The sequence below is a fragment of the Chelatococcus sp. KU-N122 genome (assembly GCF_055391085.1).
On sequence record NZ_AP043981.1, the window covers coordinates 1738545 to 1759435 of the forward strand.

The following is a 20891-nucleotide window of genomic DNA, read 5'->3' on the forward strand; positions in this document are numbered from 1 at the left end:
GAGCGTCGCCCCGAGCACGCCCAGGCGCTGTCCCTACAGCGCCTCGCCGCGCATCAGCCTCGGCTGTGCGCCGATCAGGCCCGCCGCCTCGCGGATGAAGAAGCGCTTCAGCGGCGGCAGCCGGTCCACGAGACGGAGCCCGAGGTCGCGGCCCAGGCGCAGCGGCAGCGCGTCGTTGGAGAACAGCCGGTTGAGGATGTCGGTCGCAGCCCCCATCGACAACGCGTCGACGCGGCGGCCCCGCTCGTAGGCGGCGAGCGCGCCGGCGTCGCCGGGATCCAGCCCCAGCCGCACGGCGTCGGTGACCGCTTCGGCCAGAACCGCCACGTCGCGCAGGCCCACGTTGAGGCCCTGGCCGGCGAGCGGGTGCATGGCGTGGGCCGCCTCGCCGACCAGCGCCAGGCGGTCGGCGACGAAGCGGCGAGCCATGCCGAAGCTCAGCGGATAGGCGTGCAGCGGCGTCTCGAGCGTCAACGCCCCGAGCTCGAGCCCGAAGCGGCGCTCGATCTCGGTCAGCTGATCGGCGGCGTCCAGCGCCAGCAGCGCGGCGGCGTTGTCGCGCCGCTCGCTCCAGACGATCGACGAGCGCTGGCCCGCGAGCGGCAGGATGGCGAACGGGCCCGAGGGCAGGAAATGCTGCACGGCGCGGCCGTGATGGGGACGCGCATGGCCGATGGTGGCGACCAGGCCGCACTGCGCGTAGCTCCACCCCACCCAGCCGATGCCGGCCTGGGCACGCAGGGCCGAGCGTGCGCCGTCGGCCGCGACGAGCAGCGCCGCCGGCCGCGGCCCGCCGGAGGTGCGGGCGATGCCGGCGCTGGCCGCCGAGCCGTCGCCGGCGGCGGCGCTCCAGCGCTCGACCCGGACCGGCTCCAGGCCGACGCCCGCCGCCCGCGCGCCCTCGCGCAGCGCCGCGTTGAGCGCGGCGTTCTCCACCATGTGGGCGAACGGCTCGCCCGGGGCGGCGTCGCCGCCGAACGACAGCAGCGCCGCCCGCAGCGGATCGTCGAGCCGGCTGTCGGTGATCACCATGTCGCGGATCGGCTCCGCCGCGAACCGTTGCGCGTCCCAGACGCCGAGCACCTCGAGCATGCGCCGGGAGCTCGCCGACAAGGCGTAGGCCCGCCGGTCGCGCGCACCGCCGTCGGCCAGCACCGGATCGGCGACCGTCACCTCGGCGCGGCCGCCGAGCGCCTGCTTCAGGGCCAGCCCGAGGGTCAGGCCGGCCGCTCCGCCGCCGGCGATCAGAATTGTGCGGCTGCTGTGCGGCACATCGTGCTCCATTGCGAAGTTGAGAGCGGCAAGAGAGATTTGCGCCGGAAGGCCGCGCGGGCAGCGACAGCCTAGAGCGCTTCGCGATTGGGTGGAATCACTCAAGCGCGAAAGAAGCGCCCTAGATTCAAAGAATTAGAGCGCCGCCGGACCAGAATGGGGACCGTGCATGAGCCAAGCCGTCGACAACCTGCTTTCAATTCTGGACCTCGAGCCCATCGAGGTGAACCTGTTCCGTGGCCGCAGCCCGCAGGACCGCTGGCAACGGGTGTTCGGCGGACAGGTGATCGGCCAGGCGCTGGTCGCCGCCTGCCGCACCGTGGACGGCCGCGCCCTTCACTCGATGCACTGCTATTTCCTCCTCGGCGGCGACCCGCGGGTACCGATCATCTATGAGGTCGACCGCATCCGCGACGGCCGCAGCTTCACCACCCGGCGCGTCGTCGCCATCCAGCACGGCCAGCCGATCTTCGCGCTCACCGCCTCGTTCCACGTCCACGAGGACGGGCTGGAGCACGCCACCCCGATGCCGGACGTGCCGGGGCCGGACGAGCTCCCCAGCCATTTCGACATCGAGCCCGCGCTGCTGGCGGCGATGCCGGAGCACGTGCGGCGCTTCTTTTCCAGCGAGCGCCCCATCGAGATCAAGCCCGTCGACTACGAGCATTACTACGCGCGCTATTTCTCGCGGCAGCCGGCGGCCCTGCCGTCGTGCGTGTGGATCAGGGCGGTGGACCGGCTGCCCGACGACCCGGCGATCCACCAGTGCGTGCTCGCCTTCGCCTCGGACATGACGCTGCTCGACGTCAGCCTGCTGCCGCACGGCCGCAGCGCCATCGAGCCCACCATCCAGAGCGCCAGCCTCGACCATGCCATGTGGTTCCATGCGCCGTTCCGGGCCGACGCGTGGCTGCTCTATGTCCAGGACAGCCCGGTGGCGACCGGCGCGCGCGGCCTGTCGCGCGGGCTGATCTACACTCGCGAGGGCCGCCTGATCGCCTCCGTCGCCCAGGAAGGCCTCATCCGGCCGCGGCCGGATCTGGCCCAACCCCCAGATCTTGCCCAACCCTAAGACAAAATGCATAAAATTTAATCTGATGCATCAATTGTGAGCTACGAATCGCTCGCCGCGACGCCTCTTTTCTTATCGTCAAGGTGGGATCGCTGTGCATGGCCACGAAGCCGCCGCATCCCCTGCACTTGGCACGCAGCTTGTTTTGCTCGTCGCGGATATGAGCGGGCCGAGCCAGCATAGGCCCGTTCACCACACCAAGCCGATCGACTGCCACGGCGGAGACGGCGCAACGGGGGATGCCAGTGATGAAAATTGTGATGGCGGTGATCAAGCCGTTCAAGCTGGAGGAGGTGCGCGACGCGCTGACCTCCATCGGCGTGCACGGGCTCACGGTGACGGAAGTCAAGGGCTACGGCCGACAGAAGGGCCACACCGAGATCTACCGCGGCGCCGAGTACGCCGTGAGCTTCCTGCCCAAGATCAAGATCGAAGTCGCGGTGCCCTCCGACATGGTCGACAAGGTCATCGACGCCATCTCGGCCGCCGCCCGCACCGGCCAGATCGGCGACGGCAAGATCTTCGTCTCGAGCATCGAGAAAGCCGTCCGCATCCGCACGGGCGAAACCGACATCGACGCCCTCTGATCCACCCTCTGATTTGGAACGGGAGAAGAAACTGATGACGCTCATGCGCAAAATGGGGGTGGGCCTGACGGGGCTTGGGCTCGCCCTGCTCCTTGCGGCTCCAGCGATCGCGCAGACGACGGCGCCGGCGGCAGCCGAGGCAGCGGCAGCCGCCGCTCCGGTGCCGAACAAGGGCGACACGACCTGGATGCTGATCAGCACCGCGCTGGTCCTGATGATGTCGGTTCCGGGCCTGGCGCTGTTCTATGGCGGGCTGGTGCGCACCAAGAACATGCTCTCGATCCTGACCCAGGTGTTCGCCATCGTCTCGCTGGTGGCCATCGTCTGGGTCATCTACGGCTACTCGCTCGCCTTCACCAACGGCGGCGGCCTCAACGACTACATCGGCGGCTTCTCCAAGGCGTTCCTGTCGGGCGTCACGCCGTCGAGCACGGCGGCCACCTTCTCCAACGGCGTCGTCATCCCGGAGATGGCGTACATGGCCTTCCAGATGACCTTCGCCTGCATCACGCCGGCGCTGATCGTCGGCGCCATCGCCGAGCGCGTCCGCTTCCCGGCGCTGCTGCTGTTCGTGCTGCTGTGGGTGACGCTGATCTACTTCCCGATGGCCCACATGGTCTGGTACTGGGCCGGCCCGGACGCGCTGGGTGATGCCGCCAAGGCTCTTGCCGCCGCCTCCGGCGACGCCGCCAAGGCTGCCGCACAGGCCAAGCTCGACGAGGTCAGCGCCGACGCCGGGCTCATCTTCAAGTGGGGTGCGCTGGACTTCGCCGGCGGCACGGTGGTGCACATCAACGCCGGTATCGCCGGCATGGTGGGCTGCCTGCTGATCGGCAAGCGCATCGGCTACGGCAAGGACCTGCTGGCGCCGCACTCGCTGACGATGACGATGATCGGCGCCTCCCTCCTGTGGGTCGGCTGGTTCGGCTTCAACGCCGGCTCCAACCTGGAATCGAACGGCACGACGGTGCTCGCCTTCGTCAACACCTTCGTCGCCACCGCAGCCGCCGCGCTGTCGTGGATGTTCGTCGAGTGGGCCGCCAAGGGTAAGCCGTCGCTCCTCGGCCTGGTGTCGGGCGCGGTGGCCGGGCTCGTCGCCATCACCCCGGCGTCCGGCTTCGCCGGCCCCATGGGCTCGATCGTGCTCGGCCTCGTCGCCGGCCTCGTCTGCTTCATCTTCTGCTCGTCGGTGAAGAACGCCTTCGGCTACGACGACTCCCTCGACGTCTTCGGCGTGCACTGCATCGGCGGCATCATCGGTGCCATCGCCACCGGCATCCTGGTGGCGCCGGCGCTCGGCGGCGTCGGCCTGACCGACTACATCACCAAGCCGGGCGAAGCGGTGGCCGGCACCTACGAGATGGCCACCCAGGTGATCGCCCAGCTCAAGGGCGTGGCGCTCACCCTCGTGTGGTCCGGCGTCGGCTCGGCCATCCTCTACAAGGTCGTCGACCTCATCGTCGGCCTGCGGGTGACCCCCGAAGAGGAGCGCGAGGGCCTGGACGTCACCGACCACGGCGAGCGCGCCTACAACTACTGAGCCTCCGCATAGGGCGGCCGTTCCTCCCGGCCGCCACGGAGGTACGAGCCCCGGCCCGTTCGGCCGGGGCTTTTTCATGACGAAACCACGGCGGCCACCCGGCAAGGTGTCGGAAAAGCCGCGAGGTAAGCGCGCCTTAACCGTACCCGTTTAGGCTTCGGGCGAACCTCGAAACGCCTGGACGGCATGCGCACCATCCGACGGACCACCTCAACCGCCGACGACGTCTCCGACGCCCTGCGGCGCTTCGCAGCCCGGCGAGCGATCGAGCTCCTCGGCCTGGCGCTGATGGCGCTGGCCGGCGCCACCGCGGTGGCGCTCACGACCTGGTCGGTGAACGACCCGAGCCTCACCCACGCCACAGACGGGCGGGTCACCAACTGGCTCGGCGGTCCCGGCGCCATCGTGTCCGACCTGACCATGCAGCTGTTCGGCATCGGCACGGTCGCCTGGCTCGTGCCTCTCTCCGTCTGGGGCTTCGCCCTGCTGACCGGCCATCGCCTCGGCCGCCTCAAGCTGCGGCTGCCGTTGCTCGTCATCGGTGCCGTCGCCGCCTCGGCCGTCTTCAGCGCGCTGCCGGCGACCGAGCGCTGGCCGCTGCCCACCGGCCTGGGCGGCGTGCTCGGCGACGCGGTGCTGTCGATCGCCCGTGGCGTGCTCGGCCTGTTCGGACGCCTTGCCGCCGGGCTCGCCGGCTTCGTCTTCGCCGGCATCGCCATCCTGGCGCTCAGCGCCGCCTGCGGCTTCGGCATCGAGAACGGCGAGGCCGAGCCCGACACGCCCGACCGACGCGACGAGCGGGCGAACGAGGACGACAGCGACGAGCCCGGCTGGGGCATCGTTTCGCTCGGCGCGCTCGTGCACGGGCTGATGGTGCTCAAGGCGGCGGTCGGCCGCCGCATGGCGGCGCGGCCCGCAGCCGCGGCCCGCAGCCGCGGCGCCGACCCGACCCTGGCCGCCGCAGGCGGGCGCGACTTCGGCCAGATCAACCTGGAGCCGCCGGTCGAGCCACGCCGCCGCACCGCCGAGCCCGCGCCCGCGCCGCCGGCACGGCCGGCGCGCGTCACCCTGCCGCCGGAGCCGGCCGCTTCGGACGAGGGCGACTTCTCCTTCCAGGCCGCCGCCATCGTGGCGGCGGAAGAGGCCGCGGCGCGTGCGGCCGCAACGGCCGGGACGGGCCTCTCCAAGGTGATCCCGACCGCGGCGGCGATCGCTGCGGCCGCCGACCTGTCCTCCCGCTTCGCCTCCCGCGTCCGCCAGGCCGCCCGGGGCCGCGGCAGCGAGCCGGACGCCGACGCGGCGCCCGACCCTCAGCCCGGAGCCGCCCTGTCGCGCCGCGTGGCCGCCGCCCTTCCCGTCGACGACGAGGATCCGGCCGACGTGGCGCCGCGGGTGGCGCCCGTGCCGAGCGCGCCCAAGCTTGGCCGCCGGCTCGCCCGCGAGGCGCAGCCCTCGCTGCTGGAGATGGACGAGTACACGCGGCCGGCCCTCACGCTCCTCGCCGAGCCCAAGAAGCAGCCGTCCGGCAGCCTCGTCTCGGCCGAGGCGCTGGAGCAGAACGCCACCATGCTGGAAGGCGTGCTCGACGACTTCGGCGTGCGCGGCGAGATCATCAACGTCCGCCCGGGCCCGGTGGTGACCCTGTACGAGCTGGAGCCGGCGCCGGGCACCAAGTCGTCGCGGGTGATCTCGCTCGCCGACGACATCGCCCGATCGATGAGCGCCATCTCGGCCCGCGTCGCGGTCGTCCCCGGCCGCAACGCCATCGGCATCGAGCTGCCCAACCACAACCGCGAGATGGTCTTCCTGCGCGAGCTGCTGGCCAGCCAGGACTTCGAGTCGTCGAAGTCGCGGCTCGCCCTCTGCCTCGGCAAGACCATCGGCGGCGAGCCGGTCATCGCCGACCTGGCGCGCATGCCGCACCTGCTGGTCGCCGGCACCACCGGCTCGGGCAAGTCGGTCGCCATCAACACCATGATCCTGTCGCTGCTCTACCGGCTCAAGCCGGAGGAGTGCCGGCTGATCATGGTCGATCCCAAGATGCTCGAGCTCTCCGTCTACGACGGCATCCCGCACCTGCTGACGCCGGTCGTCACCGACCCCAAGAAGGCGGTGGTGGCGCTCAAATGGGCCGTGCGCGAGATGGAGGAACGCTACAAGAAGATGTCGAAGGTCGGTGTGCGCAACATCGACGGCTTCAACGTGCGCGTCGGCGAGGCCAAGGCCAAGGGCGAGGTCATCACCCGGACGGTGCAGACCGGCTTCGACAAGGAGACGGGCGAGGCGGTCTACGAGGACGAGATCATGGATCTCGAGACCCTGCCCTACATCGTCGTCATCGTCGACGAGATGGCCGACCTGATGATGGTCGCCGGCAAGGAGATCGAGGGCACCATCCAGCGGCTCGCCCAGATGGCGCGCGCCGCCGGCATCCACGTGGTGCTCGCCACCCAGCGCCCGTCCGTCGACGTCATCACCGGCACCATCAAGGCCAACTTCCCAACCCGCATCTCCTTCCAGGTCACCTCCAAGATCGACAGCCGCACCATCCTGGGCGAGCAGGGCGCCGAACAGCTGCTCGGCCAGGGCGACATGCTCTACATGGCCGGCGGCGGCCGCATCACCCGCGTGCACGGCCCCTTCGTCTCCGACAACGAGGTGGAGAAAGTCGTCGCCCACCTGAAATCGCAGGGCCGGCCGCAATACCTCGACGCGGTCACCGCCGCCGACGGCGACATGGACGAAGCGGGCGATACCCCGGTGTTCGACCAGGGAGCCTTCGGCGCGCCGTCCGGCGACCTCTACGACCAGGCCATCGCCGTGGTGCTGCGCGACAAGAAGGCGTCGACGTCCTACATCCAGCGCCGGCTGCAGATCGGCTACAATCGCGCCGCCTCGCTGATGGAGCGGATGGAGAAGGAAGGCATCGTCGGCCCGGCCAACCACGCCGGCAAGCGCGAGATCCTGCTGGAGGGGTCGGGCGGCGGCGACGACGACGAATAGCCGGCCCGGGCTTTGGGGCTCGCCCCGATGCAGCTGGCGATTCCATCGGCGCGTCTGCCGCTCTAAGACAGTGCGGCGGCGGCGCGGCGAGCGATTCGGAATCATCCGGAATCCGCAGCGCTTCTTCTGCGATCGGGTGATTCCCCTTCATCGCGAGGCGCGCCAGGGCTCCCAATCGGACCGGAGTGCGCCTAAATACATCGCATGCGGGCAGCGGCCCGCCCAATCTGGTTTCTGGCGTGGCAAAGACGATCGAGCAGTGCGGACGGACCTTGCCGGCAATGGCCATGGCGTGCCTTGCCGCAGGCACGTTGCTGCTCGCGGGCGCCCCGGCCGCAGCCCAGTGGAACCCGTTCAAGCCGGATTTCGGCCGGACGCCGGAGCAGCCCGCGCCGGCTCAGGAGCCGGCGACAGCCCCGCCGGCGGCGGCCGCACCGGCCCCGCCGGCCGTGAAGCCGCCGCAACCCAAGCCCGTTGCCAAGGTGCCGCTGCCGCCGCGGCGGCCCGCGGATCTCGGCGGGGCGGCGACCCGCACCGCGCAGGCCGAGCCGCCGGCAGCGGCGGCAGCGGCCGCACCGACCAAGGTCGCGACCGCGGCCGAGGCCGCCAGCCCGATTCCAACGACGCCCGCGGCGGCGCTGGCCCGCGTCAACGCCTATCTCAACAGCTACGACGCGATCCAGGCCAACTTCATCCAGCACAACCCGAACGGCCAGAAGGCGGAGGGCTCGCTCTACGTGAAGCGGCCGGGGCAGCTGATGTTCAAATACGATCCGCCCAGCACGCTGGAGGTGGTGGCGGACGGCCGGTCGGTGGCGGTGCGCGACAAGCGGCTCGGCACCAACGACGTCTATTCGATCGGCCAGACGCCGCTCAAGTTCCTGCTGCGCGACCGCGTCGACCTCGCCGGCGACACCAAGCTGCTCAACGTCACCACCGACCCGACCGGGATCGTGCGCGTCACCGTGGAGGACAGCTCGACGCTGGGCGGCACGTCGCGGCTGACGCTCATCTTCGATTCGAAGGCCAACGAGCTCAAGCAGTGGAACGTGGTCGACGCCCAGGGCTATCGCACCACCGTCGCGCTCTACAACGTCAGGCTCAGCCGGCGCGCCTCCCAGGCGCCCCCGGCGGAGACCAAGTCCGCCTTCGACAAGCTGTTCGGCGGCCGCTAAGCCCGTCTGCCCGTCCCTGCTGCCACGCCCGGGCTTGACCCGGCGCCCGATCTCCTCAAGAACCCGCCCCCGTGCGTCTCGTCGTCACCAGCTGGAACATCAACTCCGTCAGGCTCCGCCTCGGACACATCCTGCGCCACCTGGAGCAGGCCGAGCCGGACGTCGTGTGCCTGCAGGAGACCAAGTGCCCTGACGACCGGTTCCCGCTGGCGGAGTTTCGCGCCGCCGGCTACCGGCATATCGCCATCAACGGGCAGAAGGGCTACCACGGCGTCGCCGTGCTCTCGCGCCTGCCCTTCGCGAGCACCGATGTCATCGGCTTCTGCGACAAGAACGACTGCCGCCATATCGCCGTGCGCCTCGGCCCCGGTTCCGGCGCGGCCGCGGGCCTCGTCGTCCACAATTTCTACGTGCCCGCCGGCGGCGACATCCCCGATCCCGAGCTCAATCCCAAGTTCGCCCACAAGCTGGCATTCCTGGACGAGATGCAGGACTGGAGCGCGCGGACGCTGCCGGCGGCAGCCCGCAGCATCCTGGTCGGCGATCTGAACGTCGCGCCCTACGAGAGCGACGTCTGGAGCCACAAGGCGCTGCTCGGCGTCGTCAGCCATACCCCCGCCGAGACCGAGCGGCTCGAGCGGTTCCGCACCGAATCGGGCTTCGTCGACGCGGTCCGCCACCTGCGGCCGGAGCCGGAGCGCGTCTTCACCTGGTGGAGCTACCGCTCGCCGGATTTCACCGTCAACGACCGTGGCCGCCGGCTCGATCACGTCTGGCTGTCGCCGGATCTGCTGCCGACGCTCCAGGCGGCCGTCGTCGACCGCGCCGCACGCACCTGGGAGCGGCCGTCCGACCACGTGCCGGTCACCGTCACGCTGCAGGTCTGAGCCGCGGCCGTTAGAGCATGATCCCGAAAAGTGGACACCGGCTTTTGGACAAGATCATGCTCAAAACAAAGACTTAGAGCGGGATGATCCCGCTCACATCTAGCCCAGGCGCAACAGCCGCTCCCCCACCGCCGCCAGATCGTGGGTCATCTCGCTGAGCCGGCGTGCCAGCCCGTCACGAACGGCCACCGCGGACGCGGGAAATTCCTGCAGCACGCGCCGTATCAGCTCCCGCGACAGGTGGATGAGGTCGGACGGCTCGCGTGCGACCGCGTCGGCGTCGCGGTCGATTTCCACGAACATGGCCAGCTCGTCGATCAGGGTGCCGACCGGCGCGTAGAGCTCGGCCACGCCGCCGTCGGCCTTCGCCGTCAGCGCGATGCTGCCGGCGCTGACCACATAGGCGCCGTCGGACGGTGCGCCCCGGCGAAACAGGACTTCGCCCGCCTCGACGTGCCGGATCTGCGCGGCGAAGGCGAGCAGCCGCAGAGCGTCGGGCTCGAGCACCGATAGCGTCGGAACTTTCGTCAGCAGGCTGATATCGGCATCCAGCGACATCCGCAGCCCATCAGGGCACGAGCCGGTAACCGCCGGCTTCAGTCACCAGGATGCGGGCATGGGTGGGGTCGTCCTCGATCTTCTGGCGCAACCGATAGATGTGGGTTTCGAGGGTGTGGGTGGTGACCGTGGCGTTGTACCCCCAGACCTCCTGCAGCAACACGTCGCGGCCGACCACCTTCTGATCGGCGCGGTAGAGAAAGCGCAGGATGGCGGTTTCCTTTTCCGTCAGCTTGAGCTTCGAGCCGCGATCGTTGACGAGCAGCTTGGCGCTGGGCCGGAAGGTGTAGGGCCCGATGCTGAACACCGCGTCCTCGCTCGCCTCGTGCTGCCGCAGCTGCGCGCGGATGCGCGCCAGCAGGACGGCGAACTTGAACGGCTTGACGACATAGTCGTTGGCGCCCGCTTCCAGCCCGAGAATGGTGTCGGCGTCGCCCGCATGCCCGGTGAGCATGATGATCGGGCTGCGGAAACCGCCGCGACGCAACAGCCGCACCGCATCCCGACCGTCCATGTCCGGCAGACCGATATCCATGACCACGAGGTCGATACGCTCGGCGTTCAGCGTCGCCAGCGCCTCGCCGGCGGTTTCGGCGCCGGATACGGCGAATTCCTCGGTGAGCACCAGTTGCTCGGTCAGCGTATCGCGCAGATCCATCTCGTCGTCGACGATCAGGATATGGCTGCGATGAGGCATCCGCGCGAATCTCCCCCCGGAACACGTCAGCGACGAGAGGTAGACCATTCAAAGCCTGTGGTGCAACAAGCACTTGTGGTGAATTGCAGGCTTGCACCGTCGATCCGGTGACTTTTCGTTCGGCTGAACGGCTGCGGCCGCGGCCGGGCGGGGTGTCGGCCGTGCCCGGTGCAACCGCGTCCGCGCCGGAGACGCCTCGATCGTGACCCAACGTAAGCTCCTCAACGTCCTGCACGTCTACCGTTCGCCGCTACAACCGACCCGCGGCCTCATGGTCGCCGGCGCGATGCGTTTCCCGTGCGCGCTCGGCCGCAGCGGCGTGACGACGGCGGCGGCGAAACGCGAAGGCGACGGCGCCACGCCGACGGGCCGCTACCACGCCCTGCACGTCTTCTATCGGGCCGACCGTGGCCGCCGGCCGCGCTCGGCACTGCCGATCAGGCCGCTGGCGCCTAACGACGCCTGGTGCGACGACATGGCTCACCGCAGCTACAACCGGCCGGTCAAGCGGCCGTTCGCCGGCGGCCACGAGCGCATGTGGCGCGACGACGGGCTCTACGACATCGTCATCGAGATCGATCACAACACGCGGCCGCGGGTGCGCGGCCGCGGCAGCGCCATCTTTCTGCATATGGCCAAGATCAACGCGACCAAGACGAAGATGGACGGGACGCGCGCGCACGGACGCGGCCTGTCGCCGACGGAAGGTTGCGTCGCCCTGCCGCCAGGCCGGATGCGGGCCCTGCTCGAGCGCATCGGGCATGGCACGTGCATCGTCATCCACTGAGCCCGCGGAGGAGCGGTGGGTAGCTGTTTCGCGCAGACCCCCACGGCGTCGAATGCCTGCGGCACCATGCTCTCGGCGGATTGAGGCCGCCGAGTCGCCATGCTGCGCCGCGAGCTTGCGCCGACGCTGCCCGGCAAGAGGTCGGCCTCGGTAGCCAGGCCCTGTCAGCAGGCCAGGCGCGACCGCAGAGTGCTTGCCGATCGGATGGACTCACCCGATCGCAGGAGAAGTGCTCCAGCTTCGAAAAGCTGGAGCAAGTCCATTCGATCCGATGAAGCCGTTGGATCGGCACGTTGCTCCAGGAACCGGACCGGCGGACGCACGATGATTAACTTGGATCGCAGCGAGCTCGAGGCCGACGCGGCCGTCCCTGATCGAGGCGATGCGCGCTCCTTGCGCGCGAAGGTGGGCATGCCGCTCTACGCGGTGCTGTTTCCGCTCGCCGCATACACGACGACGGTGCTCGCCCACCATTTCGAGAGCTCGCTCCTGGTCGCGCCCGAATGGGTCCAGATCGGCTTTCCGGCCTTCGGCCTCATCGTCATGATGGGGGCGGTGTTCGCCGCGCTCCACCATGCGGAGATCGTCAGCGAGCGGCTGGGGCAGCCGTTCGGCACCCTGATCCTGACGATCTCGGTGACCGCCATCGAAGTGACGATCGTCGCTTCGATGATGCTCTACGCCGACCCCAACCCGACGCTGGCGCGGGAGGCGGTGACCTCGGTCATCATGGTGGTCTGCGCCGGGCTCGTCGGCATCTGCCTGTTCATCGGCGCCGTGCGCCACAAGACGCAGGAGCACCGCACGCAGGGGACCAGCGCCTACCTCTCGGTGCTGGTGGCGTTGTCCGTGCTCACCCTGGTGCTGCCGCGCTACACCACCACGACGCCGGATCCCATCTATTCGCGGGAGCAGCTGATGTTCGCGGCGATCGTCTCGCTGCTGCTCTACGGCGCCTTCCTGTTCGCGCAGACCGTCCGCCATCCGGCCGACTTCGCCGAGGTGGACACGGGCGGCAGCGCCCACGGCCATTCCGGCGAGCTGGCGCGCGAGCGTTTCCTGGCCAGCCTCGTCGGCCTGCCGCTCAGCCTGCTCAGCGTCATCCTGCTCGCCGAATTCGTGGCGAGGCGCCTGGAGGACCTGACCTGGGGGCTCGGCCTGCCCCGGCCCGATGCGATCAACGGCCTCATCATCGCCGTGCTGGTGCTGCTGCCGGAAGGCTTGGCGGCGATCAAGGCGGCCCAGCGCAACGCCTTGCAGACCAGCCTCAACATCGCGCTCGGCTCCGCCCTCGCCACCATCGGGCTCACCATCCCGGCCGTGGTCGTCGTCTCGCTGGTGAGCGGCCGCGCCATGACCCTGGGGCTGGAGGTGCGGGACATGATGATGCTGCTGCTGGTGCTCGCGGTCAGCATCATCAGCTTCGGCACCGGCCGCACCAACATCCTCTATGGCGCCGTCCACCTCGTGGTGTTCGCCGCCTACATCCTGTTCCTCTTCGTGCCCTGAGCGCTCTCGTCAAACCCGCGGGCGGGCGCCGAAGATGGCGCTGCCGACGCGCACGTGCGTGGCGCCGAGCATGATGGCCTGCTCGTAGTCGGCGCTCATGCCCATGGACAGGTTCGTCAGGCCGTTGCGCCGCGCGATCTTGGCCAGCAGCGCGAAATGCGGGCTCGGCGGCTGCTCGGCCGGCGGGATGCACATCAGCCCCTCGATCGCCAGGCCGTAGCGCTCACGGCAGGCGGCGACGAAGGCGTCCGCCTCGCCCGGCGCGACGCCGGCCTTCTGCTCCTCCTCGCCCGTATTGACCTGCACGAACAGGCGCGGCGCGCGGCCGGCGCGCTCGATCTCCTTGGCCAGCGCCTCCGCCAGCGACATCCGGTCGACCGTCTCGATGACGTCGAACAGCGCCAGCGCCTCACGCACCTTGTTGGTCTGCAGCGGTCCGATCAGGTGCAGCTCGATGCCGGGGTAGCGCTCGCGCAGCGCCGGCCACTTCCCCTTCGCCTCCTGCACGCGGTTTTCGCCGAAGATGCGCTGGCCGGCGGCGAGGACGGGCTCGATCGCCTCGGCATCGAACGTCTTGGAGACGCAGACGAGGTGGACCGAGGCCGCGTCGCGGCCGCTCTCCGTGGCCGCACGGTCGCACGCCTGGCGGACGGCAACCCAAGCGTCCACCCGATCGGCCGGCGCCGTCCCGTGTCCATGATCGGCGGCTGTCGGCGGCAGATCAGCAGAACTCATCATCATCTCCCCTGGACCTAGAGCGCTTCGCGATTGGGTGGACTCACCCAATGGCAGGACGCGCGCGAGCTGCCGACGCGTCACCCGCGGGCCACGGTTCCCCGGTGAACAGAGTCGCAACGAATGCGCCCTAGAATGCGGTCGGCGCCCCGCATTGACCGCTGCGAGCAATCGTGTCCTAGTCCGCGCCGACTTGACGACGCAAGCCGCGATCACCCGCGGCTTGACAAGAAGACACCCGGTCCGAGACGACAGGCACGATGACGCGCGAGCGCTATAATCCCAAGGACGCCGAACCCCGCTGGCAGGCCGCCTGGAACGATCACAAGCTCTTCGCGACGAAGAACGACGACCCCCGCCCGAGCTACTACGTGCTGGAGATGTTTCCCTACCCGTCGGGACGCATCCACATGGGGCACGTACGCAACTACACGATGGGCGACGTGGTGGCCCGCTACAAGCGGGCGAAAGGCTTCAGCGTCCTTCATCCCATGGGCTGGGACGCCTTCGGCATGCCGGCGGAAAACGCCGCCATGCAGAACAAGGTTCATCCGAAGGAATGGACCTACGCCAACATCGCCACGATGCGGAACCAGCTCAAGTCGATGGGGCTGTCGCTCGATTGGGCGCGTGAGTTCGCCACCTGCGATCCCGCCTACTACAAGCATCAGCAGCGGCTGTTCCTGGATTTCCTGGCCGCCGGCCTGGTCGACCGCAAGACCGCCAAGGTGAACTGGGATCCGGTCGACATGACCGTCCTCGCCAACGAGCAGGTCATCGACGGCCGCGGCTGGCGCTCGGGCGCCCTGGTGGAGCAGCGCGAGCTGACCCAGTGGTTCCTGAAGATCACCGACTATGCCGAGAGCCTGAACAGCGCGCTGGACGGCCTCGACCGGTGGCCGGAGAAGGTGCGCGTGATGCAGCGCAACTGGATCGGCCGGTCGGAGGGCCTGCTGGTGCGCTTCGCCGTGCACGGCAAGCCCGGCGTGGTGGCGCCCGCGGATATCCAGGTCTACACGACGCGGCCCGACACGCTGTTCGGCGCGCAGTTCATCGCCGTGGCCCCGGACCATCCGCTGGCGGCGGCGCTGGCCGCCGACAACGCCGAGCTGGCTGCCTTCGTGGCCGAGTGCCGCCGCACCGGCACCGCCCAGGAGGCCATCGACAAGGCCGAGAAGAAGGGCTTCGACACCGGCCTCAAGGCGGTTCATCCCTTCGACCCCGCCTGGGAGCTGCCCATCTACGTCGCCAACTTCGTGCTCATGGAGTACGGCACGGGCGCCATCTTCGGCTGCCCGGCGCACGACCAGCGCGACCTTGATTTCGTACACGCCCACGGCCTCGGCGTGACCCCGGTGGTGTGCCCGCCGGATGTGGACCCCGCCACCTTCAAGATCGGCGATACCGCCTACGACGGCGACGGCCGGCTGATCAACTCGCGCTTCCTCGACGGCATGACCATTGCGGCGGCCAAGGAGGAGGTGGCGCGGCGGCTGGAGACGGCGAGCCTCGGCAACCGGCCGGTGGGCGAGCGCAAGGTGAACTTCCGCCTGCGCGATTGGGGCATCTCGCGCCAGCGCTACTGGGGCTGCCCGATCCCGGTGATCCACTGCGAGGCCTGCGGCATCGTGCCGGTGCCCGTCGACCAGCTGCCGGTGACGCTGCCGGAGGACGTCTCCTTCGACGTGCCCGGCAACCCGCTCGACCGGCACCCGACCTGGACGCACGTGGCCTGTCCCGCCTGCGGCGCGGCGGCGCGCCGCGAGACCGACACCATGGACACCTTCGTCGACTCGTCCTGGTACTTCGTCCGCTTCACCGATCCGTGGGACGAGGCGGCGCCGAGCGACCCCGCCATCACCGGCAAGCGGATGCCCGTCGACCAGTACATCGGCGGCATCGAGCATGCGATCCTGCATCTGCTCTATTCGCGCTTCTTCATGCGGGCCATGCGGGCCACCGGCCACGTGGGCCTGGACGAGCCCTTCGCCGGCCTGTTCACCCAGGGCATGGTCGTTCACGAGACCTACCGGGACGCGGACGGGGCCTGGGTGCAGCCGGCCGACGTCCGCATCGACGGCAGCGGCGCCGACCGCCGCGGCGTGCATGCCGAGACCGGCGCTCCGATCGAGATCGGCTCGATCGAGAAGATGTCGAAGTCCAAGCGCAACACCGTCGATCCGGACGACATCATCGCCGCCTACGGCGCCGACACGGCGCGCTGGTTCATGCTCTCCGACTCGCCGCCCGAGCGCGACGTGATCTGGAGCGAGGAGGGCGTGCAGGGCGCCTGGCGCTTCGTGCAGCGCCTGTGGCGGCTGGTGAACGACGTGGTCGAGGCCGTAGCCGAGCCGCAAGCCAGCGCCGAGAGCACGCTCGGGCCCGAATCCCTCCTGCTGCGCAAGGCGACGCATCGGGCGCTGGCCGGCGTCGAGGACGATATCGAGCGGCTGCGCTTCAACCGCTGCGTCGCCCAGATCTACGAGCTCGCCAACGCGCTCCAGGCCGCGCTCGCCGGCGCCCGCGAGGCAGGCGAGGTGCCCGCCGACATGGGCTTCGCCCTGCGCGAGGCGGCCGACATCCTGGTTCAGCTCGTTGCGCCGATGATGCCGCACCTGGCCGAAGCCTGCTGGGAGCAGCTGGGGCATACCGCGCTGGTCGCCGAGACGCCGTGGCCGCAGGCCTACCGCAGCCTGCTGGTCGAGGACGAGATCACCCTGCCCGTCCAGGTCAACGGCAAGCGCCGCGCCGACATCACCATCGCCCGCGACGCCGACCGCACCGCCATCGAGGCCGCGGTCCTGAACCTCGACGCCGTCCGGCGCGCCATCGGCGATGCACCGGTCAAGAAGATCATCGTTGTCCCGCAAAGGATCGTGAATGTCGTCGCTTGATGTCGGCGGATCCGGCCGCCCGCGCCGCCACCGCGGCTCCCGCTTGTTCGCTACGGCCGCCACGCTGGCGGCCGCACTCTTGCTGGGCGGCTGCTTCCGACCGCTCTACGGCCCGACCGCATCGGGCGTCAGCGTCCGGGATCAGCTGGCCGCGGTCGACGTCGCGATCACCCCCAAGGCGAACCAGGAGCGCCTGGTCCACTACGTCGAGAACGAGCTCAACTTCGATCTGAACGGCAGCGGCACCGCCGCGGTGAAGCAGTATCGGCTGGAGATGACGCTGACGGAGGCGCTCGCCACCTCGAGCGTCAACCAGAGCACCGGCCAGGCCGTCGCGGCCATCCTGAGCCTCACAGCCGACTACAAGCTCATCGCTTCCAATAGCGGCGCGACGGTGATGCAGGGGCAGGCCAAGGCGTCGGCCGGCTACGACCGCACGCCGCAGCGCTTCCAGGACGTGCGCGCCGCGCGCGACGCCCAGATCCGTGCCTCCAAGGTGCTGGCCGAGCAGCTGCAGACCAAGCTCGCCGCCTACTTCGCCAGCCGTCCGCAATAGGCGGCGGCGCCCGAGGCACGTCGATGGTTGCGGTCAAACCGGGCGACATCGCCGGCGTCCTCGACCAGAAGCGGCTCAAGGCTGCGGTCGTGCTCGTCTATGGCCCCGACAGCGGCCTCGTGGCCGAGCGCGCCCGCCGGATCGCCGAGAACGCGGTGGACGATCCGGCCGACCCCTTCCAGCTGGTACGGCTGGAGGGCGATGGCGTCGCGGCCGATCCGCTAAAACTCGCCGACGAGGCCAATACCATCGGCCTGTTCGGCGGCCGCCGCGCCATCTGGATCAAGCCGACGGGCCGCAGCCTGGTGCCGGCGCTCACGCCCATCCTGGAGACCCGGCCGGAGGACGCCATCGTCGTCGTCGAGGCCGGTGACCTGGCGCGCACGTCGCCGGTGCGAACCCTCTGCGAACGCTCGCCCGCCGCGTTGGCCATTCCCTGCTATGCGGACGGGCCGCGGGAGCTGGCCGGGCTCGTCGACGCCACCCTGCGCGAGGCCGGGCTGCAGATCGATCGCGACGCCAGGGAGCAACTGGTGGCGCTGCTCGGCGGCGACCGGCTGGCCAGCCGCAACGAGCTCGAGAAGCTGGTGCTCTACGCCCATGGCCAAGGCCGTGTGACGGAAGAGGATGTCGCCGCCGCCGTGGGCGACGTGTCGGCGATCGCCGCCGACGAACTGGTCGACGCGGCTTTTGCCGGCGATCTGCCCGGGGCCGACCAGGCCTTTGCCAAGCTGCGCAGTGAGGGCATGGACGCCGGCGTCATCATGGGGTTCCTGCTCCGCCACGCCGTGAGCCTCGCCGGCGGCCGCATCGCCATCGACCGCGGCGGCACGCCGGAAAGCGTCGTCGCGGGCATGCGCGTCCATTTCAAGCGCAAGGCCCTGGTCGAGCGCCACCTGCGCCTGTGGACGTCGCCGGCGCTCGCCAAGGCGATCCGCGACTGCGGCGGTGCGGTCGGTCGTATCCGCCGGATGCCCGCCCTGGCCGCCGAGACCGCCGAGACGACGATCTGGAGCGTCGCCGCCGCCGCCCGCCGCGCCGCCGGCCGCATGCGGTGATCTGATTTTGCGCTGGTGATCGTCGGACTGCGCTACGTCCTACCGAAGCTCCTCCTTCCCCCACGCGACCCCCTCCACCGCCTTCGGCGGTCCCCCTCCCCCTTGTGGGCTATCGGATTCACGTAAGTGTGGATTGGGCAGTTAGGGCAGCGCCGTCTCGAGCGTCATTGAAGCGGAGCCATCCGTTCAGCATGACGATGGGGCCAGGTTTTCCGTAATAGCCGGTCCATCCCCCCAGGCGGGCGCAGACCCATGCAGCATAGGCGAGCGAGGCTTTGGGATGGGGGTTCTTTTGCCGTTGGGTCTTGCCTTCCAGCTTGGCGCAGAAGGCCTCCAGCAGGGGCATATCCTCGGGCTCGAAGGCGTCGGTGACAGGTCGGATCGAGCCATCGCGGGCATGCACCATCTGTTGCACGATGACGGCGGCAACGAGAGCGGCCATGACCATGTTGGACAGCGGCCGCTCCTCCTCGATACGCAGGCCTTCGATGTCGAAGCCCTGAGTTTTGAGGGTGCGGAACAACTGTTCGATGATCCAGCGACGACGGTAGAGATCGGCAACCGTCAGAGCCTCGGCAGCGTTGGTGACGGTGTGGGTGGTGAACAGCCGCCAGTGTATGGGCTCCTCGCCCGCCGGCTGGCTGGTCTCGCGGATGTCCACCAGATTGACGCTGAGGCTGGCTGGGGCGTCGCCGACCAAGCCATTGCGGGGCCGCGCTAGCGTCACCGCCATGAAGCGCAGCGCCAACTGGGCCGTGCGTGCCTTGCGTCCGGGCTTGGCCGGAAGGGCGAGCTCGGCGCGCGCCGCTGGAGCGAGGCTATCGATCGTGGCGAACAGTCGCTTATCGTTGTCCAGGCCCCGATCCTGGGCGACCCGCACCAGCAGGTCGACCGCAGACGGGCGGCGGGCGAAGGCTTGAAAGATGTCGCCTTCCCGGTCGGCGATCACCGTGATGCGCGCGGCCGCCGCGCAGACTTCCGCCGCCCGCTCGGCCCCTTGGAGCCAGCGATAGCTCTCCTTGTCCTCGATCAGCTTGTGTCGGCGGGTCGCCTTCTTGCCCTCGGTCCGGGTGAGGAATTGCCCGTGCACCAGGCCCAGGATCGCGCCGTCGCTCGCATCCACCCCGAGCACCGCGTGCAAGTACAGTCCGCCGCCGCCCGCCGAACGCACCACTGTGGTGTCCTGGATCGCCAGGACATGACGCCCCGCCGTGCGCGCCGAAAGCCCCGTTGCCGCCGTCCGCACCATCTCCTCGGGGCTGACCGAGCCATTGCGCAGGAACCGCGTCAGGCGGATCTCCCCAGCCCGGTCGCCGCCAAGCCGCCGCACCCGAATGCCGCGGCCGCCCAGCGCCACCAGACGGTCCAGCAAAAAGGCCCCCCTTTTTGCAGGCGGCGGTCGCCAAACCGCCCCAGCAAGCCTTCCATCATCTCACGCTCCCGCGAACCAATCGGCTCAAGGAAGCTGACTCGCCAAAACTCAGCAACCGACTTCTGTGAATGCGATAGCCCCTGCGGAGCGGGGGAGGGGGACCATGCGCAGCATGGTGGAGGGGGCGCGACGCGCCTTACCGCTGCAACCCTACCCGCGCAGGCGCTGGCACAGGGAGTCGAGCTGCTCCAGTGAGCTGTAGCGGAGCCGTAGCTCGCCGCGCTCGCCGCGGTGGTCGATGCGCACGGACAGGCCGAGGACATCCTCCAGCGCCTTTTCCAGCGCCCGCGTGTCGGCGTCCTTCTCCGGCTTCAGGCGCGCGACCGAGCTCTTCACCTCGTGCTCGGTCTCCTCCTGGGCGATGCGCTCCACGTCGCGGACGTTCAGGCCCTTGTCGATGATACGCCGCGCCACGGCCTCGGGCTCGGCCACGGAGAGCAGGGCGCGGGCGTGGCCGGCGGAGAGGGAGCCCTCGTTGACCAGCGATTTGATGCTGTCCGGCAGCTTGAGCAGGCGCAGCGTGTTGGCGACGTGGCTGCGGCTCTTGCCGATGATCTGCGCCAGCTCGTTCTGCGAATAGCCGAAGTCGCCGATGAGCTGGTGGTAGCCCGCGGCTTCCTCGAGCGGGTTCAGGTCCGTGCGCTGGACGTTCTCGACGATGGCGAGCTCCAGCGAGGTGCGATCGTCGGCATCGATGATCACGACGGGCATGTCGTGCAGGCCGGCCCGCTGGGCGGCGCGCCAGCGCCGTTCGCCGGCGATGATCTCGAACACGTCGGGCAGGTTCGGCATATGCCGCACGACGATGGGCTGGATGACACCGCGCTCGCGGATCGAGGCCGCGAGCTCGTCGAGATCCTCGTCGACGAAGTGCCGGCGCGGATTGCGCGGATTGGGCCTGATCAGCTCGATCGGCACACGTCGCTGCGGCGCCCGCGAGCGGTCGGCGGACTGCATTTCGTCGCTCACGTCGCCGATGAGCGCGGCGAGTCCTCGGCCCAGTCTAGGCCGCGCTTCGTCCGCCATGATCTTCTCCTCGTCTTCTCGTGCGGCATGACGACGTGCGCCAAGCCGCTGTCGAGGTCACGTCCGGCACGTCATGGCCGGGCTCGACCCGGCCATCCGCTCG

At 69.6% G+C, this 20891-nt stretch carries 17 protein-coding genes; 11 read left to right on the forward strand and 6 right to left on the reverse strand.

Annotation, left to right across the window (positions count from 1 at the left end):
• Nucleotides 1-33 precede the first annotated feature (33 nt).
• Nucleotides 34-1284 (reverse strand): FAD-dependent monooxygenase, encoded by a 1251-nt coding sequence (locus tag ACZ5PO_RS07705; RefSeq protein ID WP_464191938.1) that lies wholly within the window; start codon nucleotides 1282-1284, stop codon nucleotides 34-36.
• A gap of 157 nt (nucleotides 1285-1441) precedes the next feature.
• Here ACZ5PO_RS07705 and tesB point away from each other — a divergent pair, with 157 nt between their 5' ends.
• The 6 genes from tesB to ACZ5PO_RS07735 all read left to right on the forward strand — a co-directional run bounded on the left by tesB (nucleotide 1442) and on the right by ACZ5PO_RS07735 (nucleotide 9536).
• Entirely contained in the window at nucleotides 1442-2344 is a 903-nt protein-coding gene (tesB, locus tag ACZ5PO_RS07710; protein ID WP_464191940.1) for an acyl-CoA thioesterase II, read from the forward strand.
• A 248-nt stretch (nucleotides 2345-2592) separates the two neighbouring features.
• Nucleotides 2593-2931, forward strand: coding sequence for a P-II family nitrogen regulator (locus ACZ5PO_RS07715; RefSeq protein ID WP_188607802.1), 339 nt, complete (start codon nucleotides 2593-2595; stop codon nucleotides 2929-2931).
• 34 nt (nucleotides 2932-2965) lie between these two features.
• The gene (locus tag ACZ5PO_RS07720) at nucleotides 2966-4471 is read left to right on the forward strand and encodes an ammonium transporter (RefSeq protein ID WP_464191943.1); all 1506 of its coding nucleotides are present in this window, start codon (nucleotides 2966-2968) and stop codon (nucleotides 4469-4471) included.
• Between the two features lie 186 nt (nucleotides 4472-4657).
• The gene (locus ACZ5PO_RS07725; protein WP_464191945.1) at nucleotides 4658-7474 is read left to right on the forward strand and encodes an FtsK/SpoIIIE family DNA translocase; all 2817 of its coding nucleotides are present in this window, start codon (nucleotides 4658-4660) and stop codon (nucleotides 7472-7474) included.
• A 239-nt stretch (nucleotides 7475-7713) separates the two neighbouring features.
• Complete coding sequence (locus ACZ5PO_RS07730) at nucleotides 7714-8649, forward strand: outer membrane lipoprotein carrier protein LolA (RefSeq protein WP_464191947.1); 936 nt, start codon at nucleotides 7714-7716, stop codon at nucleotides 8647-8649.
• 71 nt (nucleotides 8650-8720) lie between these two features.
• Nucleotides 8721-9536: an exodeoxyribonuclease III gene (locus ACZ5PO_RS07735; protein ID WP_464191949.1), complete on the forward strand. Its 816-nt coding sequence runs from the start codon at nucleotides 8721-8723 to the stop codon at nucleotides 9534-9536.
• Between the two features lie 99 nt (nucleotides 9537-9635).
• Here ACZ5PO_RS07735 and ACZ5PO_RS07740 read toward each other — a convergent pair whose 3' ends face one another.
• Both ACZ5PO_RS07740 and ACZ5PO_RS07745 read right to left on the reverse strand, forming a co-directional pair.
• Complete coding sequence (locus ACZ5PO_RS07740) at nucleotides 9636-10094, reverse strand: Crp/Fnr family transcriptional regulator (protein ID WP_464191950.1); 459 nt, start codon at nucleotides 10092-10094, stop codon at nucleotides 9636-9638.
• 10 nt (nucleotides 10095-10104) lie between these two features.
• A complete protein-coding gene (locus tag ACZ5PO_RS07745; RefSeq protein ID WP_464191952.1) occupies nucleotides 10105-10791 on the reverse strand; it encodes a response regulator transcription factor in 687 nt (228 codons plus the stop codon).
• Between the two features lie 202 nt (nucleotides 10792-10993).
• On the opposite strand from ACZ5PO_RS07745, the gene ACZ5PO_RS07750 reads away from it, so the two are divergent.
• Both ACZ5PO_RS07750 and ACZ5PO_RS07755 read left to right on the forward strand, forming a co-directional pair.
• Entirely contained in the window at nucleotides 10994-11578 is a 585-nt protein-coding gene (locus tag ACZ5PO_RS07750; RefSeq protein ID WP_464191954.1) for a L,D-transpeptidase family protein, read from the forward strand.
• A gap of 333 nt (nucleotides 11579-11911) precedes the next feature.
• Complete coding sequence (locus ACZ5PO_RS07755; RefSeq protein WP_464191956.1) at nucleotides 11912-13087, forward strand: calcium:cation antiporter; 1176 nt, start codon at nucleotides 11912-11914, stop codon at nucleotides 13085-13087.
• Nucleotides 13088-13096: 9 nt separating this feature from the next.
• On the opposite strand, the gene ACZ5PO_RS07760 is transcribed toward ACZ5PO_RS07755, so the two are convergent.
• Nucleotides 13097-13822, reverse strand: a complete 726-nt coding sequence (locus tag ACZ5PO_RS07760) for a YggS family pyridoxal phosphate-dependent enzyme (RefSeq protein ID WP_464191958.1) — start codon at nucleotides 13820-13822, stop codon at nucleotides 13097-13099.
• 260 nt (nucleotides 13823-14082) lie between these two features.
• Here ACZ5PO_RS07760 and leuS point away from each other — a divergent pair, with 260 nt between their 5' ends.
• The 3 genes from leuS to holA are packed head-to-tail and all read left to right on the forward strand — an operon-like array spanning nucleotide 14083 to nucleotide 18330.
• On the forward strand, nucleotides 14083-16716 hold the full coding sequence (leuS, locus tag ACZ5PO_RS07765; protein ID WP_464191960.1) for a leucine--tRNA ligase: 2634 nt from the start codon (nucleotides 14083-14085) through the stop codon (nucleotides 16714-16716).
• Entirely contained in the window at nucleotides 16703-17272 is a 570-nt protein-coding gene (locus ACZ5PO_RS07770; protein WP_464191962.1) for a hypothetical protein, read from the forward strand. Before leuS ends, ACZ5PO_RS07770 begins: the two co-directional genes overlap by 14 nt.
• Nucleotides 17273-17295: 23 nt before the next feature.
• On the forward strand, nucleotides 17296-18330 hold the full coding sequence (gene holA / locus ACZ5PO_RS07775) for a DNA polymerase III subunit delta (RefSeq protein ID WP_464191964.1): 1035 nt from the start codon (nucleotides 17296-17298) through the stop codon (nucleotides 18328-18330).
• A gap of 118 nt (nucleotides 18331-18448) precedes the next feature.
• Here holA and ACZ5PO_RS07780 read toward each other — a convergent pair whose 3' ends face one another.
• On the reverse strand, nucleotides 18449-19702 hold the full coding sequence (locus ACZ5PO_RS07780) for an IS4 family transposase (protein ID WP_464191966.1): 1254 nt from the start codon (nucleotides 19700-19702) through the stop codon (nucleotides 18449-18451).
• Between the two features lie 210 nt (nucleotides 19703-19912).
• Nucleotides 19913-20788, reverse strand: a complete 876-nt coding sequence (locus tag ACZ5PO_RS07785; RefSeq protein ID WP_464191968.1) for a ParB/RepB/Spo0J family partition protein — start codon at nucleotides 20786-20788, stop codon at nucleotides 19913-19915.
• Nucleotides 20789-20891 lie beyond the last annotated feature (103 nt).

What these genes read in the sequence shown, in the direction of transcription:
- ACZ5PO_RS07705 (WP_464191938.1), bottom strand. Translation starts at nt 1,284, where the DNA reads ATGGAGCACGATGTGCCGCACAGCAGCCGCACAATTCTGATCGCCGGC.
- tesB (WP_464191940.1), top strand. Translation starts at nt 1,442, where the DNA reads ATGAGCCAAGCCGTCGACAACCTGCTTTCAATTCTGGACCTCGAGCCC.
- ACZ5PO_RS07715 (WP_188607802.1), top strand. Translation starts at nt 2,593, where the DNA reads ATGAAAATTGTGATGGCGGTGATCAAGCCGTTCAAGCTGGAGGAGGTG.
- ACZ5PO_RS07720 (WP_464191943.1), top strand. Translation starts at nt 2,966, where the DNA reads ATGACGCTCATGCGCAAAATGGGGGTGGGCCTGACGGGGCTTGGGCTC.
- ACZ5PO_RS07725 (WP_464191945.1), top strand. Translation starts at nt 4,658, where the DNA reads ATGCGCACCATCCGACGGACCACCTCAACCGCCGACGACGTCTCCGAC.
- ACZ5PO_RS07740 (WP_464191950.1), bottom strand. Translation starts at nt 10,094, where the DNA reads ATGTCGCTGGATGCCGATATCAGCCTGCTGACGAAAGTTCCGACGCTA.
- ACZ5PO_RS07745 (WP_464191952.1), bottom strand. Translation starts at nt 10,791, where the DNA reads ATGCCTCATCGCAGCCATATCCTGATCGTCGACGACGAGATGGATCTG.
- ACZ5PO_RS07760 (WP_464191958.1), bottom strand. Translation starts at nt 13,822, where the DNA reads ATGAGTTCTGCTGATCTGCCGCCGACAGCCGCCGATCATGGACACGGG.
- leuS (WP_464191960.1), top strand. Translation starts at nt 14,083, where the DNA reads ATGACGCGCGAGCGCTATAATCCCAAGGACGCCGAACCCCGCTGGCAG.
- ACZ5PO_RS07770 (WP_464191962.1), top strand. Translation starts at nt 16,703, where the DNA reads ATGTCGTCGCTTGATGTCGGCGGATCCGGCCGCCCGCGCCGCCACCGC.
- holA (WP_464191964.1), top strand. Translation starts at nt 17,296, where the DNA reads ATGGTTGCGGTCAAACCGGGCGACATCGCCGGCGTCCTCGACCAGAAG.
- ACZ5PO_RS07785 (WP_464191968.1), bottom strand. Translation starts at nt 20,788, where the DNA reads ATGGCGGACGAAGCGCGGCCTAGACTGGGCCGAGGACTCGCCGCGCTC.